This is a genomic window from Xylanimonas sp. McL0601 (assembly GCF_049852175.1).
Taxonomy (GTDB): domain Bacteria; phylum Actinomycetota; class Actinomycetes; order Actinomycetales; family Cellulomonadaceae; genus Xylanimonas.
Map to the genome: position 1 here is coordinate 3,576,895 of NZ_CP187527.1, position 15,382 is coordinate 3,592,276.

10 protein-coding genes are annotated in these 15,382 nt (G+C 75.2%); all 10 read right to left on the bottom strand.

The genetic code is table 11. From position 1 onward, the window contains the following. Positions 1-18: 18 nt before the first annotated feature. Positions 19-285, bottom strand: coding sequence for a WXG100 family type VII secretion target (locus tag ACO4JP_RS16610; protein WP_425955075.1), 267 nt, complete (start codon positions 283-285; stop codon positions 19-21). Between the two features lie 88 nt (positions 286-373). Then, positions 374-667 carry a WXG100 family type VII secretion target gene (locus ACO4JP_RS16615; protein ID WP_425955076.1) on the bottom strand — a complete coding sequence of 98 codons (294 nt, stop codon included), beginning with the start codon at positions 665-667 and terminating at the stop codon, positions 374-376. Between the two features lie 115 nt (positions 668-782). Then, entirely contained in the window at positions 783-5,219 is a 4,437-nt protein-coding gene (locus tag ACO4JP_RS16620; RefSeq protein WP_425955077.1) for an FtsK/SpoIIIE domain-containing protein, read from the bottom strand. Between the two features lie 72 nt (positions 5,220-5,291). Further along, entirely contained in the window at positions 5,292-6,026 is a 735-nt protein-coding gene (locus tag ACO4JP_RS16625; RefSeq protein WP_425955078.1) for a hypothetical protein, read from the bottom strand. Continuing rightward, positions 6,023-7,642: a protein kinase domain-containing protein gene (locus ACO4JP_RS16630; RefSeq protein WP_425955079.1), complete on the bottom strand. Its 1,620-nt coding sequence runs from the start codon at positions 7,640-7,642 to the stop codon at positions 6,023-6,025. Before ACO4JP_RS16630 ends, ACO4JP_RS16625 begins: the two co-directional genes overlap by 4 nt. Then, positions 7,639-9,282, bottom strand: a complete 1,644-nt coding sequence (locus ACO4JP_RS16635) for an FHA domain-containing protein (RefSeq protein ID WP_425955080.1) — start codon at positions 9,280-9,282, stop codon at positions 7,639-7,641. The genes ACO4JP_RS16630 and ACO4JP_RS16635 overlap by 4 nt, the downstream gene beginning before the upstream one ends. After that, positions 9,279-10,130 (bottom strand): PP2C family protein-serine/threonine phosphatase, encoded by an 852-nt coding sequence (locus ACO4JP_RS16640; protein ID WP_425955081.1) that lies wholly within the window; start codon positions 10,128-10,130, stop codon positions 9,279-9,281. Before ACO4JP_RS16640 ends, ACO4JP_RS16635 begins: the two co-directional genes overlap by 4 nt. After that, complete coding sequence (locus ACO4JP_RS16645; protein ID WP_425955082.1) at positions 10,127-11,623, bottom strand: RDD family protein; 1,497 nt, start codon at positions 11,621-11,623, stop codon at positions 10,127-10,129. The genes ACO4JP_RS16640 and ACO4JP_RS16645 overlap by 4 nt, the downstream gene beginning before the upstream one ends. Continuing rightward, positions 11,620-14,154 (bottom strand): transglutaminase-like domain-containing protein, encoded by a 2,535-nt coding sequence (locus tag ACO4JP_RS16650; protein WP_425955083.1) that lies wholly within the window; start codon positions 14,152-14,154, stop codon positions 11,620-11,622. Before ACO4JP_RS16650 ends, ACO4JP_RS16645 begins: the two co-directional genes overlap by 4 nt. Next, positions 14,151-15,380, bottom strand: a complete 1,230-nt coding sequence (locus ACO4JP_RS16655) for a DUF58 domain-containing protein (RefSeq protein WP_425955084.1) — start codon at positions 15,378-15,380, stop codon at positions 14,151-14,153. Before ACO4JP_RS16655 ends, ACO4JP_RS16650 begins: the two co-directional genes overlap by 4 nt. Between the last annotated feature and the right edge of the window lie 2 nt (positions 15,381-15,382).

A 15,382-nucleotide genomic window follows, 5' to 3' on the forward strand; every position in this document is an offset into this window, starting at 1 on the left:
ACGAGGCGGCCGGCGGCGTCAGTTCGACGCCTTCTCCTGCTCGTCCGCGTTGCTCTTCGCCTTGGCGCCGAACTCGTCCAGCGCGGCGGCGACCGTCTTGAGGTCGGCGCGGTGGTGGCCCTGCCAGTCGCTGCGGAAGCGCTCGGCGTCCGCACCCTTCCAGAACGTGCCGTTCAGCTGGCTCGTGACCTGCTGCATGATGCTGGTCAGCTGCTCGGCGTCGTTCTGCAGGCTCTTGGCGAGCAGACGGACCTCGCTGACTTCCATTCCGAGCTTGCCGCTCATGGGTCTCTCCTCGTTCTCGGGCCGGTCCCCCTGGAAGGGCCCGACGGTCTGGCGGACTGGGTGGTCGATGCGTGCGGGGTCGCGGCGCTCAGTGCGACGTCTGCGTCTGCTGGTTGAGCTCCTGCTTCGCCGACTTGGCGATCTGCTCGAGGGCCTGCGCGACCTTGTGGAGCTTCTTCGAGTGGTCCGAGTCCCACTCGTTCTTGAAGCGCGCCGCGTCGGGGCCGTCCCAGGTCGTCGTCTTGACCTGCTGCGTCAGCTTCTGCGCGATCTCCTCGATCTTGCCGGCCTTGTTGTTGAGCATCGTGATCAGCTGCTGCATGTCCTCCGGGTTGAGACCCAGGTAGTTGCCGCTGCCGCCACCGTCACCTGCAGGACGCATCGCGTCTCCTCTCGACACCGGCGCCCCCTGCGGGCAACCGTTGACCTTTTGACGACGGACATGCAACCAGACGTCACGAGCGCCCGTCGATGGGGAGCACTCCCCATCCCACCTGCTACGCGGGCAGCGCGACGTGCACCTTGCGCGGCCTGCCGCCGACGACGAGGAAGCCGCGCCCGGGCGGGAAGTCGTTGCGCCGGATGCGGCCGAGCCCGGTGTTGAGCAGCGTGTCTCCGTCGAGCTCGCCGGGGGTCAGCAGCAGGCCCGCGCGGCCCGCCTTGAACGGTTGCGCGAGGGTCCACGCCTGGCTCCACGTCGATGTCTCGGCCTCGCCGACCACGAGCTGGTCGGCCCGTACCGCGGCGCGCACGAACCGGTCGATCGCGCCCTCGGCGTCCGAGTCGGTGAAGTCCGTCAGCCCCTCGATCAGCACGGTGAGCCTGCCGGGAGCGTGCTCGCCGCCGTCGACCTCCGAGCGCAGCTCGCGCAGCAGGTCGGCAACGTCGTCCTCGCCGTGGGCGCTGCGGTCCCACACGTCGAGGCCGGAGAGCGGCGTGCGGCGCAGCGCGACGTGGACCAGCCGGCCATGGTCCGCGCGGCGCAGCGCGCCCGCGATCGTGGCCAGCGCCGTCGTCTTGCCCGACGCCGGCGGCCCGGCCAGCATGAACGCGCCGCGCGCGGGCAGGCCCACCGGGGCCACGTCGAGGTCGTCCAGGGCGAACGCCGCCCCGCCGCCCACCCTCGCGGGCAGGTCGAGGGCCGGGAACGAGTCGGGCAGGCGGCGCAGCCCAGGTGCGGGCCGCACGCCCATGCGCTCCATCGTCTGGCGCAGGCTGGCCGCGGCACGGGCCTGGAGCGCGACGTTCGCGTCGCCGCCGAGCACTGCGACCTGCAGCTCGTCGCCGTCGACGACGGCGCGCCCGGGCGGCGAGGTGACGCCGAGGACGTCGGCGGGCTCGCCGATCGACGCGTACTCGTCCGGGGTGGCGAGGCGGTGCACCACGCGCTTCTGGATGGTCGAGCCGAGCGACGCCGGCACCGCGTTGGCCCGGTCGCCCGCCACGACGATGTGCACGCCCACCTGGCGGCCGTCCGTAGCGACCTGAGTGAACTGGCTCCACGCGGGCCCCCACTCGTACGCCTCGCGGAACGCGCCCACGCCGTCGACCAGCAGCAGGATGCGCGGCTCGTCCGGCGCGTCCGCCAGCCGGCGGTAGGCGCCGATGCTGTCGGCGCGCACGGCCGCGTACCGCGCCGAGCGCTCGTCCACGACGTCGACCATCAGGCGCAGGACGCGGCCCACCATCTCCTCGTCGTCGCCCGAGACGACGGCGCCGACGTGCGGCAGCTCCTCGAGCATGCGCATGCCGCCCGCGCCGAAGTCGAGCGCGTACACGTGCACGGGGCCGCCGCGGGCAGTGATGGCCGCCGAGACGGCGACGGACCGCAGCGTGGTCGACTTGCCCGAGCCGCCGGTGCCGAAGACGGCGAGGTTGCCGTCGCGGTCCGGCTCGTAGAAGAACGTGGGCTGCGCCTGCGCCCGGGGGTCGTCCCGGACACCCAGCAGCAGCTGGTCGTCGGTGCGCGGGTTCGGCAGGAGCGCCAGGTCGTAGGTCGGCGCCAGCTCGTCGAGCCACGGCTTGCGCGGTGCGGGCACGCCCGCCGACCGGGCCGCCTGCGAGATGGTCGCGACGACGCGCGCGATGTCGTTGGGGCCCGGGTCGCGGACCTCCTCGACCTCGGGCGCCGGCACGTCCCACCGCGCGTTCGTGCCGAAGCTCATCTCCTCGACGTCGACGCGCGGCCGGTCCGGCCGGTCGAGCGTCCACCCGCCCGCGTAGCCCGTCTGGAACGGGGTGATGCGGCCCGGCCCCGTCTTGGCGGCCCCGCGTCCCGGGATCGAAGGGTCGAAGTGGGCCGCCATCGGCAGGCCCAGCACGTCGGCGGAGTCGGACTCGTCGGCCATGCGCAGCGCGACGCGCAGGTTGGTGTTGGCGCGCAGGTTGTCCTTGATGACGCCCGCGGGACGCTGCGTGGCCAGGATCAGGTGCAGCCCCAGCGATCGGCCGCGCTGCGCGACGTCGACGACGCCGTCCACGAACTCGGGCACCTCGCCCACCAGGGCGGCGAACTCGTCGACCACGATGACGAGGCTCGGCGGCGCGTCCGGGTCGCCCGTGCGCTCGAGCGAGGCCAGGTCCTTGGCCTTCTTGCGGTTGAGCAGGTGCTCGCGGTGGTGCAGCTCGGCGCGCAGCGAGGTGAGCGCGCGCCGCACGAGGTGCGGGGACAGGTCCGTCACGAGCCCGACGGTGTGCGGCAGCTGCACGCAGTCGGCGAACGCGGCGCCGCCCTTGTAGTCGACGAACAGGAACGTCACGCGGTCGGGGCTGTGCGCGGCGGCCATGCCGAGCACCCACGACTGCAGGAACTCCGACTTGCCCGCACCCGTGGTGCCGCCCACCAGCGCGTGCGGCCCCTGTGTGCGCAGGTCGAGGTGGAACGGCTCGACGCCGTTGTGCCCCACCAGTGCCCGCAGGTCCGTGGCCTTCTTGCGGCGCACGGGCGACGTCCCGTCGCGCGGGGTGAGCGACCCGTTCTCCTTCCAGCGCTCGACGACGGACGCGGCCTCGTCGCGCACGGCCGTGCCCGCGAGCGCCAGGTACGACACGGAGCGCGGCAGGTCGGAGTCGTCCTCGACCGGAGCGCCGACGTCGACCACGGGCGCCATGAACCGCGCGACCTCGTGCGCCGTCGGCAGGTCGACGGTCTCGCACGCGACCGGGTAGCTGAGGCGGCCCTCGCGCACCTCTCCCGTCGTGCCCGCCGCAGGGTCCTGGACCAGCACGAACGTGCGGCAGCAGGCCGGCAGCTGCTCGATGGTGGGGGCCACCCACAGGACGTGCACGCCCGCGTCGGCCCCGCGCTCGGCGAGGCGGGTCAGCCGCGCCCGGTCGACGGGCGCGTCGTCCTCGACCAGCACGACGACGCTCGGCAGGACGGGCTCGGGCACCTCGTCGCGCGTGGCGTCCCCGACCGGGCCGCGCAGCGCGGCGCGCGTGTCGAGGCGGGCGCCGCGCGCCTCGATGAGCTCCTCGAGCCGCGAGAGGAGGCTCAGCGCGGTCCCGGGGTTGTCGGCCAGGTGGTGCGAGGAGCCCAGCGGGCTGTGCGGCGAGCCGGTGTGCGGCGTCCACTCGAGCCACTCCCAGCTGGTGCGCGAGCGCGGCGAGGTGATCGCGGCGACGACGAGCTCGGCCGGCGAGTGCAGCGCGACGAGCTGCAGCAGGGCGGCGCGGCCCACGGCCTTGGCGACGTCGTCGGCTCCCGCGATGCCGAACCCGCCCGCGACACGTAGCCGCGCGACGACGGGGACGTCGCGGATCGTGGCGCACTGGTCCTGCAGCTCGCTGATGCGCGCCCAGAACTCCGGCAGCGTGTCGTTCTCCGCCGGGCCGTCGACCGTGGTGCGCGACGGCTGGGCACCCAGGCCCATGCGGACGGTGAGGAACGCCGGGTGCTCGGGGCGGTGCGTCCACATGAGGGCGCCCAGGCGCCGCACGGCGTCGAGCGACTCGGCGACCGACGGCGCCTCGGCCAGCCGCACGGCACGCTCGACGGCGTGCGTGCGCACGATCGTCTCGCCGAGCGCGTCGGCCGAGCGGTGGAACGCCTCGGACTCGCTGCGGAACCGCCGCTTCTCCTGGAGCAGGTTGTCGAGGTACATCGCCATCAGGAGCAGCGGGCTCAGCGCGATGAACACGATCGTCGTCGCGCTGCGGGTGATCGCGAACATGACGCCGCCCAGGATGAGCGGCGCCACCATCGCCAGCCACGGCAGGTGGAACGGCTGCAGCGGCTGCGGCGGCTTGGGCGCCTTGAGCGTGCGGTGCGGGAACCGCGCGACGACGCGCGGTGAGCGGTTGAGCTCCACGACGGGGCTGGTGGGCGCGATGCTCGTCGTGCGGTGCAGCGCCACCACCGAGAACGTGGTGTCGCCCGCGACCACGGCGTCCGACGACGTGACGACGGCGCGTGCCATGCGCTCGCCGCCCATGACCAGCCCGTTGGCCGAGCCGAGGTCGGCCACCTCGATCGACTCGCCCACCGTGATGCGCGCGTGGCGCTTGGACACGAGCGGGTCCGCGAGCCGCACGTCCATCCCGTGGTCGCGGCCGAGGTAGCTGGTGCCCGCGGGCAGCGGGAACTCCGACCCGGCGTCGGGCCCGGCGAGCACGCGCAGCACCGCGACCGCCGTGCCGCGGGCCTGCCCGGGCGTCTCGAACTGCTCGGAGACGCGCACGATCGACACGGCCGTGCCCGAGCGCAGGCCCGCCGTGACGAGGTCGCTCGACGGGGGCAGCACGCGCGGCTGGCCGCCGTCGGCCGGCGGCTCGACCTGCAGCGTGAGGCGGTCGGGCACCGGCGAGCCGGCACGGACGGGGTCGCCGCCGAACAGCGCGACGGCCACGTCCTGCACGGAGGCCGTGGCGTCGGCCGTGACGGCCACGTGCGTGGCAGTGCCGTCGGGGCGGTTCAGCGTGAGCTTGATGCGCAAGAGGGCTCCCCTTCCAGGGCGCTCGCGAAGGTTTGTGACGACGACGGGGCGGGCCGGGGACCCGGCGGCGCGTCACCCGTCGTCGGTCACGTCCAGCAGCGGCAGGTCGTCGACGGTCACGAGCCGCGACGCCACGGCGTACTCGACCAGACGCGCCCGGCGGTTGGTCGCCAGCGCGCCCGGGCCGCCGCGCAGGCCCTTGACGCCCAGGCGGTCGAGCTTCTCGCAGACGTTGTCGAGCTTGCGGTTGAACCGGGTCACGGGCCAGCCCAGCCGCTGGGCCGCGGCCTGCGACGACGGGATCTCGGACAGGCTCGTGCCGTCGCGGCGCAGCATGGGCTCGGCCAGCGCGAGGACCAGCTGCTTCTGGCTGACCGTGAACGCGACAGCGCCGATGGTCGTCGCGCCCACCGGGGCGTCGTCGCGGCCCACGGTCGCGTACGGCGCGTCGTCGAGCTGCACCTGCAGCTCGTAGGTCGTCGGACCCGCGGTGAACACGATCGTCGTGGCGGGGAACACCAGCGGCAGGCGGTTGCCCGGCGAGAGCCAGGACTGCACGCCGCCGCCCGCCTGGCTGACCGTCGCCGACAGCATCGTGCCGACGTTCGACAGCCACCACATGCCCCACTCGAACGAGAAGCGCAGGAACCGGCGGTGCAGGTACGGGTTGTCGTCGACGTCCAGGTCGGCCTCTCGGCCGACGTCGAACGGCGGGCCGCCCGGGTCGGGCCGGAACCACTCGCCGCAGAACTCGACCGCGAGGCGCGGGACGACGTCCGGCGCGACCGGCGGCTGGTCCTCGCTCACTGGACCTCTCCGCAAGCCTTCTGGGGCTCGTACGACTGCTTGCCGTGGCGCACGACGACGACCTCGACGCACACCTGGCCCGGCTGCGACGCCTTCACGGTGACCGACGAGGCGTCGACGATCGCGAACCGCGAGTCCTCGGTGAGCGAGAGCAGCCGCCAGCCATACCGGTCGCCCTTCTGGGCGTCCTTCGGCCCCTTCCAGGTGAACGTGACCGAACGGCCGTCGGGCGTGCCGGCCGCGAGGTCGACCACCGGTGGCACGAGCGACGTCAGGTTGTCCTGCGGCGGGGCCTCGGCCGACGAGGTCGGGGCACCGCCCGCGCCCTGGCCGGGGTCGTCCCCGCCGCGCGCCAGGGCCAGCCCGACGACCGTCGCCACCACGACCAGTGCGGCGATCCCAGCGACCGCCGGCCATCGGCGGGCCGGGGCGCCGGGTTCCTCGGCCGGGCGCTCCGCGGCGGGCTCGCCCGCGCGGTGCACCGTCTCTTCGAGCAGCCCGCCGTCCCAGCCGGACGCCGCCGGGGCGAGCGTCGGGACGTACGCGGAGGCGGCGGCGGTGCGGACCGGGGTTGGACCTGGGGCGGCTGTCCCGTCCGCCGGCCCGGGGTGCGTGCGCGGCGCGAACCCGCTCGTGCCGCTCGGCGCCACGGGCTGCGCGGGAGCCTGCGCGTCGATCGAGACGACGCCGCGCAGGCGGGTGCCGGGCTCGTCGTCGTCCACGTCCGCGTCGGCCTGCACGTGGCCCGTCTCGTCGAGGATGTCGACGGGCGTCACGCCGAGCGAGAGCTCGTTCTGGACGTGCTGCAGCGCCCGCGCGAACGCCAGCACCGTCGGATAGCGCGACGTCGGCGACTTCGCCAGGGCCGTGGCGAGGATGCGCTCGAGCGACGCCGGCACGTCGGTGCGGCCGATCGGGGCGAGCGCCGACCGCTCGATCCGCGAGACGAGGTCGGCCGTCGAGTTGGACCCGCCCGGTACCTCGAAGGGCGACCGTCCGCTCAGCAGCGTGTAGAGCGTCGCCGCCAGGCCCCAGACGTCGGTCGCGACGCCGCTGCGTGGCGGGTCGAGGAACGCCTCGGGCGGCGACCACGGGATCGACATGCCCTCGGCGCGCTCGGCGTCGTCGAGCGTCGAGGAGATGCCGAAGTCCGTCAGCGCGGGGTGGCCATACTCGGTGACGAGGATGTTGGCGGGCTTGATGTCGCGGTGGATGATGCCGGCGCGGTGCGCGGTCTCGACGGCGCCGGCCACCTGGATCGTGGTCCGCAGCGCCTCGGCGACCGAGAACCGCTCGGCGCGGTAGCGCGCGCCAAGGTTCGGCCGCGGGCAGTACTCCATCGCCAGGTACGGGCGGCCGTCGGTCGCGATGTCCGCGGCGTACATGGTGACGATTGACGGGTGGCTCGACAGCGTGGCCATGAGGTCGGCCTCGGCCTCGAACGCCGCCACCTGCGCGGTGCTGCGCTCCGAGAGCAGCACCTTGACGGCGACGCGTCGGCGCGGACGGAGCTGCTGGTAGAGGAAGACGTCGGAGAAGCCGCCCGAGCCGATGATCGAGACGTACTCGAAGCCGTCGATGGGGGGCGGCGTGGACGTGGCCCGCTTGCTGCTCACCAGATCTCCTCGAAGGTCAGGGTCGCGCCGTCGCCCAGGTCGACGACGTCGCCGTCGACCACGAGGGTCGCCTCGCCCGGGTGCAGGCGCTGCGGCGGCTGGCTGCCGCGGTGCAGGACCGTGCCGTTGGTCGTGGCGAGGTCGGTCACCAGCACGTGCCAGCCCTCGAGCCGCACCTCGACGTGGGAGCGCGACACGTCCTGGTTCGGGCTCGCGACCGTGACCAGGCGGGGCATCTCCCCCGCCGTCGAGCGCGGCGTGCGCGGGCGGCGTCCGACGACGAGGGGCCGGTCGAGCTCGACCTGCGGGCCGCCCGCGACCCGGATCCGGCCCAGGACCGGCCGCGTGGCCGGGTGCGCCTCGCCCTCGAGCGGCACGCCGCACGTGCGGCAGGCGTCGCGCGACGGCGGGTTGGCATGACCCACCGGGCAGGTGCGGGCGAGCACCTGCGGCCCCGCGGCGAGGGACGGCGTCGGTGCCGGTGCCGGCTCGGGGGCCGCACCCGACCGCAGGTGCGCCAGGGCTGACGACATGACGGTGTGACCGTCGTGGTCGGTGCCGTCGTGGTCGGTGCCGTCGGGCTCGGGGACTTCGCGGCGGGCGGGTTCCGGGTCGGCCGCGCCGCCCCAGGAGCGCGGGACGCCCGAGATGAGGGCCGCCGTGAGCGGCGCGGCGGCGGTGGGCTCGGCGGGCTCGGCGGGCTCGGTGGGCGGAACGGGGGGTGCCGGGGCGGGATGCGGGGTCGGGGGCACCGGCGCGGGGACGAGCGCCGCGGTGGGTGCGTCGTCCGGTTCGTCGTCGTCCTCGGGGCGGACGGCGGCGTCCTCGACGGTACGGATCACGGTCGCGCCCCACAGATGCGCATAGCCGTCGTCGCCGAGGTCGACCGGGCCGGCCTGCGTCGCCTCGGGCGCGGGGGCAGAGCCGAGCTCCTGATAGGGCTCCGGCTCGGGCTTGGGCTCCGGCTCCGGCTCCGGCTTTGGCTCCGGCAGCACGGTCTCCACGTCGGGCACGGTCAGCTGCGGGCGGCTCCCCGCGCCGGGCAGCGGCCAGGCCACCACCCGCGGCGGCGCGGCGGGAGCGGCGGCCGGAGCGGCTGGAGCGACGGCAAGAGCGGCCGGAGCTCCGGCCGAGGCAGCCGAGGGACCGGCCGCTCGCGCACCGTCGGCGGCCGCCTCCCACGCGACCTCGCCGGCCCGCACCACACCCTCGCCGAGGGGCCACGCTCCCGGGTCGGCGACGACCTCTGACGCCGCGCGCACCCGGGTGCCGAGCGTCACAGTCGCGACGCCCGCGACGCGGCGCTCCTGCCACGTCGTGACCTCGGCACCGTCGACGACGACGACGCCCGACGCCGTGCCGAGCGCCGCGCAGAACCCGCCGCGGACCAGCACGTGCGCGGTGCCGTCGTCGGCCAGCGTCACGGCCGCGAAGGGCGGCAGCGTCGTGAGGCTCGTGCCGGGCAGACCGGCGAGCGCGTCGAGCACCGCGGTCACGGGCGACTGGGCGGTCACGCCGTCCCAGACCCGGCGGGCCGCCGCGGCGGGCTCGTCGGCGAGGAGCACCAGCGTGCGCGCGCGGCGCACCACCGTCCCGCCCGAGCCCGTGTACCAGGCCGCAGCGCTCGTCGTCGCGGTCACCGTTCTCCCCCCGTCAGGACCTCGCCGATGCGCGGGCGCGTGTCCTCGTCCGTGAGGACGAGCACGCCGCGCGGCGTCGTCCGGGCTCCGTCGTCCTCGCCGACGGCCGTCACGTCCACCACGACGACCGTGATGTTGTCCCGGCCCCCGGCGGCCAGCGCCTCGCCGACCAGACGGTCGGCGGCGGCCTGGGGGTCCGGCAGGTCGAGCAGCACGCGTGCGATGCGGGCGTCGTCGAGCTCGCCCGTCAGTCCGTCGGAGCACACGAGCATGCGGTCGTGGTCGCTCACGGGCAGGTACCAGAAGTCGGCAAGGAAGCGCTCCCCGGGGCCGAGCGCCCGGGTGACGACGTGCCGGCGTGGGTGCGTGCGCGTCTCGAACGGGGTGATGACGCCGGCGTCGAGCAGCTCCTGGACCTCGGAATGGTCGACGCTGACCTGCTCGAGCTCACCGTCCGTCAGCAGGTAGGTGCGCGAGTCCCCCAGGTTGACCACCAGCCAGTACGGCACGCCGTCCTGCTCGGTGAGCACGACGCCGGAGACGGTCGTGCCCGCCTCTTTGCCGGGCGCGGTCGTGATGGCCGCGACCCGCGCGTGCGCCTCGGCGAGCAGGCGTTCCACACCGGCGGCGCCGTCGCCGGCGAGCGCACCCGGGATCCCGGCGCTCAGGGGACGCAGCGCCTCGATCGCGGTGCTGCTGGCGACCTCGCCCGCCTCATGGCCGCCCATGCCGTCGGCGACGAGGAAGGCGTAGCCGTCGGCGAGGTAGTGGTCCTCGTTGAGGGCCCGGCGCGCGCCCGTGTGCGTCGCGCCTCCCCAGCGCACGACGACGGAGTCGAGGCCGCTCACGACGCCTCCGGGTGCACCAGGATGCGGGCGTCACCGACGTGCACCGTCGCGCCCGCGGTGACCCGCACGCGTGCGCCCGGCTCCGCGAGCTGCGGCGCCCGGCCGGGCACGGAGATGACCGTGCCGTTCGTCGAGCCGCGGTCCACGAGCCACAGGCCTCCCGGGTCGGGGTGGAGCTCGGCGTGCGTCTTGGAGACGGACCGGGTCGGGTCGGGCACGGCGACGACGTCCCAGGGCTCGCCGTCGGGCGCCTGCGGGTTGCGGCCCAGCAGCGTGCGGCCGGTGACGGGATGCCGCTCACCCGTCGCGAGCTCCAGCACGAGCGCGCGCGGGCGCACCGGCGTCATGCGCGTCTCGCCGTCGAGGTCGTCGGCGCCGGCGTCCGCCAGGCGGGCGGGGTCCGAGCCCGCAGCGGCGGCTGCGGGCGGCGAGGGCGCGGTGAGCGGTGCGGCCGGTACCGGTGCCGCCGAGGGCGCAAACGTGCCCGGCACACCGGTGATCACTCCCGAGTGCCCAACCCCAGTACCCAGCCCCGGTTCGGGGAAAGCCCAGGGGTCGGGAACGGCCGGCCCCGCCGGGGCGGACGGCACCACCGGTGCCCGCGGCACGACGGCAGCCGCCGGCACGACGGGAGCCGCCGGCACGGCCGGAGCGGCCGGCGACGGGACGCCCCGCGGAGCCGGGGCCGCCGGCACCGCGCCGGGCACCGCGAACGCGCTCGGCCCCGCAGGCTCGAGCGGCGCGAAGCGACCGCCGTCGTGCAGCACGACGGCGCGCACGGCCTTGTCGTGCCAGCCCTGGCGGCGCGGTCCCGAGTCGAACGCGGGGCTCAGCACCATGAGCAGCTGGCCGACGCCGGGCACGATGCCCGACACCCCGACGAGGAGCCAGCGCAGCAGCGACCGCCCGAACCCGACGGGCCGCCGGGTCTCCGCGTCGACCGTGCGCAGCCGCAGCAGCAACCCGCCGACGGTGCGACCCGTCCGGCCCTCCCAGATCACCAGCGCGAGCCACGCGAGCAACGCGACCAGGCCGGTGAGCAGGTAGGCGCGCACGACCGACGCCAGGATCTGCTGCGCCTCGGCCCCGGTGACCGCGTGGACGCCGCCCGTGAGCGGCACGCCCGCGGCCTGCACGCCGAGCAGCAGCACCACGCCCGCGACAACGCCGAGCACGAGGCCGTCGATCAGGTACGCGAGGAACCGCCGTCCGGTCCCGGCGTACGCCGGCGCGGCGGCGACGGACTCGGGCTCGGGCGCGAGCACGCCGCGCACCGTCGCTGACAGCCGCTCGGGCTCGGTCGTGCCGGTGTGCACCGGCACGGGGATGCTGGGGACCCCGGGGTTCGACGCCGCCTGGATCTGTCCCACCGGGGGCGCCGCGGCCGGGGCGGGCGCGGCGCCGGTGCGCGCGAACGCCGTCCCGCACACCGCGCACCAGGCCGCGCCGGCCGCCTGCGTGCTCCCGCACGCGCCGCACGTGACGTCCGTCATCGGGCGTTCCTCTTCCTCGTGTCCTTGCTGGTCGTCGCGGCGCGGCCGCGGTACCAGGCCGCGGCCTCCGCGGAGGCGTCGGCGCCGTGCCGCCACGGCAACCGGTCGGCCAGGCCGCGGGCTTGCGCTCCCAGGCGGCGTGCGCCCGGGAGGCGAAGGTAGCCGCTCTCTCGCACCGAGCGCAGCGACAGCGCGGCCCGCAGCTGCGCTCGCCGGTCGACGCTCCCGCGCATGCGGCCCAGCACCGCCTCGACCTCGCGCCAGTACGCCTCGGCCTCGTCGTGCGTCGGCTCGACGACGCCGAACACCGTCGCGTCGGCGCGATGGGCGAGCGGCACATGACCGTGGTCGCCGAGCACCGCGACCAGCGTGCCGGCCGTCTCGCGCCGGGTCGCCCCGCTGGGCAGGGTGGCGCCCAGGTCGGTGGCCGTGTCGACGACCTCCCGCCAGCCGCCGCTGACGCGGTCGGCGAACGGGCCGGTGGTGCGGCGTCGCGTGCGGCGTCGCGACTTGAATGTGAGCACCAGGAGCACCGGCGCCGCAAGGATTGCGAGCGGCAGCAGCACCGACACCGCCACCAGCACGGCCGTACCCCAGGCGAAGTCGTGGCTGTCCTGATGGTCGTCCTTGTCGTCCTTGACGTCGCCCGGCACGTCGTCCGCGGGCTCCTCGGGCGGCTCCGGGTCCTGGAGCACGGGTGGCTTGGGCACCTGCTCACTCTTGGGCTCGGGCTGGATCTTGTTGTCCGGGTCCGGCACGGCATCGACCGCCACCCAGCCGTACCCGTCGAACGGCACCTCGACCCACGCGTGCACGTCGGCACCCGTGACGGTCCAGGGCTGGCCGTCTTTGCGCTCGTCCTTCGCCGGGTCGGCGTAGAAGCCCATGACCACGCGCGCGGGGATGCCCGCGTCGCGCGCCATGAGCGCGAGGGCGACGGCGAACTGCTCGTCGTCACCGACCATCTCGTCCGCGCCCAGCAGCGTGTCGATGCGGTCGGCCGAGTGGCCCGGGCGCGACGGCAGCTGGCCGTCGAGGCCCGAGGAGAAGATGCCCGACGCGACGAGCCCGTCACGCAGCGCGAACAGGCGCTTGACCGGGTCAGTCTCCTCCCCCATGAACTGCGCGGCCTTCGACGCCGCCTGCGCGGGCGCGAGCTCGTCGGGCACCGGCGGCTGCTCCACGTCGGTAGCGATCCTGCCGGTCGCGAGCTCCTGCTCGCTCGGCTCGGCCGTGACCTGCGCCTCGACGGCGTACGCGTCTCCCTGCCCCAGCCCGGCGGTGCTGAGGGCCGTGCGCGTGGTCCCGTTGTAGTAGGTGCCGTCGGCGAGCTCCTGGGCGCGCGGGCCGGTCCAGGTGATGCCGGTGAGACTGCCGGCATCGGGCATCCACACGCCGCTGTACGCGCCGACCTCGACCCGCAGCGACCGGCTCGGCGTGGTGTCCGCGGTCGCGATCTGGGAGCCGGCGCGCGTGTAGACGCCCGATCCGGGCTGGTCGCTCGAGGCGTCGAAGACCACGCCGTCGTAGGTGTCGAGCGTGGCCAGGCGCACGCGCGCGTGCTCGGGCAGGCCCGTGATCGTGAACAGGTCGTCCTCGCGCTGGTCCTTGGCGAGCTTGCGGAAGGACGCGAGCGGGCTGACGAACTCGTGCAGGTCGAGCGGTGGCACGACGACGTCGCGCACGACGGTGCGCGGGTCCGCCGGCGCCAGCGCGGGGCCGGCGAAGGCCGCTGCGACGGCGCCCAGGCCGAGGATCGCGGCGCCGGTGCGGAACCGGTACCAGCGCAGGCGGCGGGACGCCTCACGGCTCGACGCCGTCTCGACCGTGTGCCGGCCGACGCGGTTCTCGATGACGCGCAGCGCACCCCACAGCAGGCCGACGACGCCGACCACGAGGCCCTGTACGACCGGCATCGACGCCTCGACGGTGCCGAGCAGGATCGACGCAGCAAGCCCGGCCGCGACGGGCGCGAGCGCCCACGCCGCATACCGCGCGCGCCAGGCGACCGTCCCCGCCAGGAGCGCTGTCAGGTAGAGCACGAGGAACGGGACGACGCCCTGGTCGTCGAACGCGTGCATGGGCGGGACGGTGGTGACGAACTCCTTCCAGCCGTGCACCGCGCCGAGCGCGAGACCGCGCACCGTGCCGAGCGTGGGCGCCACGCCCGCGACCGCGGTGGACGGCAGCGCGAACGCCCCACCCAGCGCGAGGTACCCGACGACGGCGGCCGCGGTCACGCTGAGGACCCGCCAGCGCCGCCAGGCGCCGAGCCACGCCACGGCGAGGCCGACGACGGCGCCGCCGACGGTCGGCCGCAGGTACCCCGTGGAGCCCCAGACGGGGGCGAAGCCCACCACCACGGCGCCGAGCAGCAGGACGAGCACGCCGGCGTCGACCGCGCCGGACGTCGTCACAGCGCGCGGGACTGCCTCGGCCGCCCGCCGGGTCGTGCCGCCCGTCGTCGTGCCCTGGGGGACGCCCACCCGGCTGCGGCGCGACATCGTCGCGCCGGAGGTCGTCTCGCTCATCCGTCGCTCAGCCTTCTCATGGCCAGGGGCAGCTCACCGAGGCTGCCGAGGGTCAGCACCGTCAGCTCGGCGACGGTGTGGCGGCTCATGGCCGCGCCCGGGACGCACTGGAGCGCCATGACGTGCACGTCCTGGGGCAGGCGCGCCGAGGCGGCGCGCAGGTCGGCAGCGTTGACCCCGTTGCCGACGACGAGCGCCACCACGGACGCGTCCGTGACCGTCGTGCCGGCGACGCGGGCGATGTCGACCAGCCGCGTGCGGGAGGGCTGCAGCTCGATGCGGGCCAGGTCGTCGAGCAGCCGCGTGCGGTTGCCGCCGCGCAGCGAGCCGTCGTTGACCAGCACGGTGACACCGCGGTCCTCCTTGATGGCCTGCAGGCCCAGCGAGCCGCACACCGACACGGCCAGCTCGAACTCCTCGTCGCTCGTGTAGTCCTCGGCCCGCGTCGAGAGCAGCACGGCAAGGTGCGAGCGCCGCGTCTCCTCGAACTGGCGGACCATGAGCTGGCCCGTGCGCGCCGTCGTCTTCCAGTGGATGTGGCGGCGGTCGTCGCCCGGCACGTAGTCGCGCAGCGCGTGGAACGAGACGTCGCTGTTCGAGATGTCCTGCGTCACGCGGCCCTCGAGGTCCTTGAGGAAGCCCGTCGAGGAGCCGGCCAGGCTCTTGACCACCGGGTGCACGTACAGCTCCTCGGCGTCGGTCAGGCGCACCTCGCGCCGCAGCAGGCCGAGCGGGTCGGCGCGCACCGAGCGCACCGGGCCGACCGTGATGACCGACCGGCGGCGCGTGGGGATGGTGAAGATCTCCTCGTGCCGGGCGCCGCGACGCAGGCGCGGCACGGGGAACGCGGCCGCGCCGACGCCGACCGGCACCTCCATCACGGACGGCAGCAGGGCACGCGGCGAGTCGTTGCCGACCTCGAGCCGCCCCACGGCACGGTCGCCCACGGTCACGCGGTGCTGCGCGAGGTCCAGGTGCACGGTGTAGCGGAACCGGCCGAGCACGAACCCGACGGCCGCGAGCAGCGTGACCGTCAGGAGCACAGCGAGCACCAGCAGCTCGACCCACGTCAGGCGGAGGCCCACCACCCAGCACGCGGCGGCGGCCACGACGGCCGCCCACCCATAGGGGCTGACGGCGGCCGCCACCGGCGCCGCGGCGCGCCGCACGGGCGCGACGACGCGGGCGAGCGCGCCGCGCACCGGCTTCCCCAGTCGGGACGCCACGC

Excerpts from the sequence above, each read along its gene's own strand:
- ACO4JP_RS16610 (WP_425955075.1), bottom strand. The coding sequence starts at position 285 with ATGAGCGGCAAGCTCGGAATGGAAGTCAGCGAGGTCCGTCTGCTCGCC.
- ACO4JP_RS16615 (WP_425955076.1), bottom strand. The coding sequence starts at position 667 with ATGCGTCCTGCAGGTGACGGTGGCGGCAGCGGCAACTACCTGGGTCTC.
- ACO4JP_RS16645 (WP_425955082.1), bottom strand. The coding sequence starts at position 11,623 with ATGACGGACGTCACGTGCGGCGCGTGCGGGAGCACGCAGGCGGCCGGC.
- ACO4JP_RS16650 (WP_425955083.1), bottom strand. The coding sequence starts at position 14,154 with ATGAGCGAGACGACCTCCGGCGCGACGATGTCGCGCCGCAGCCGGGTG.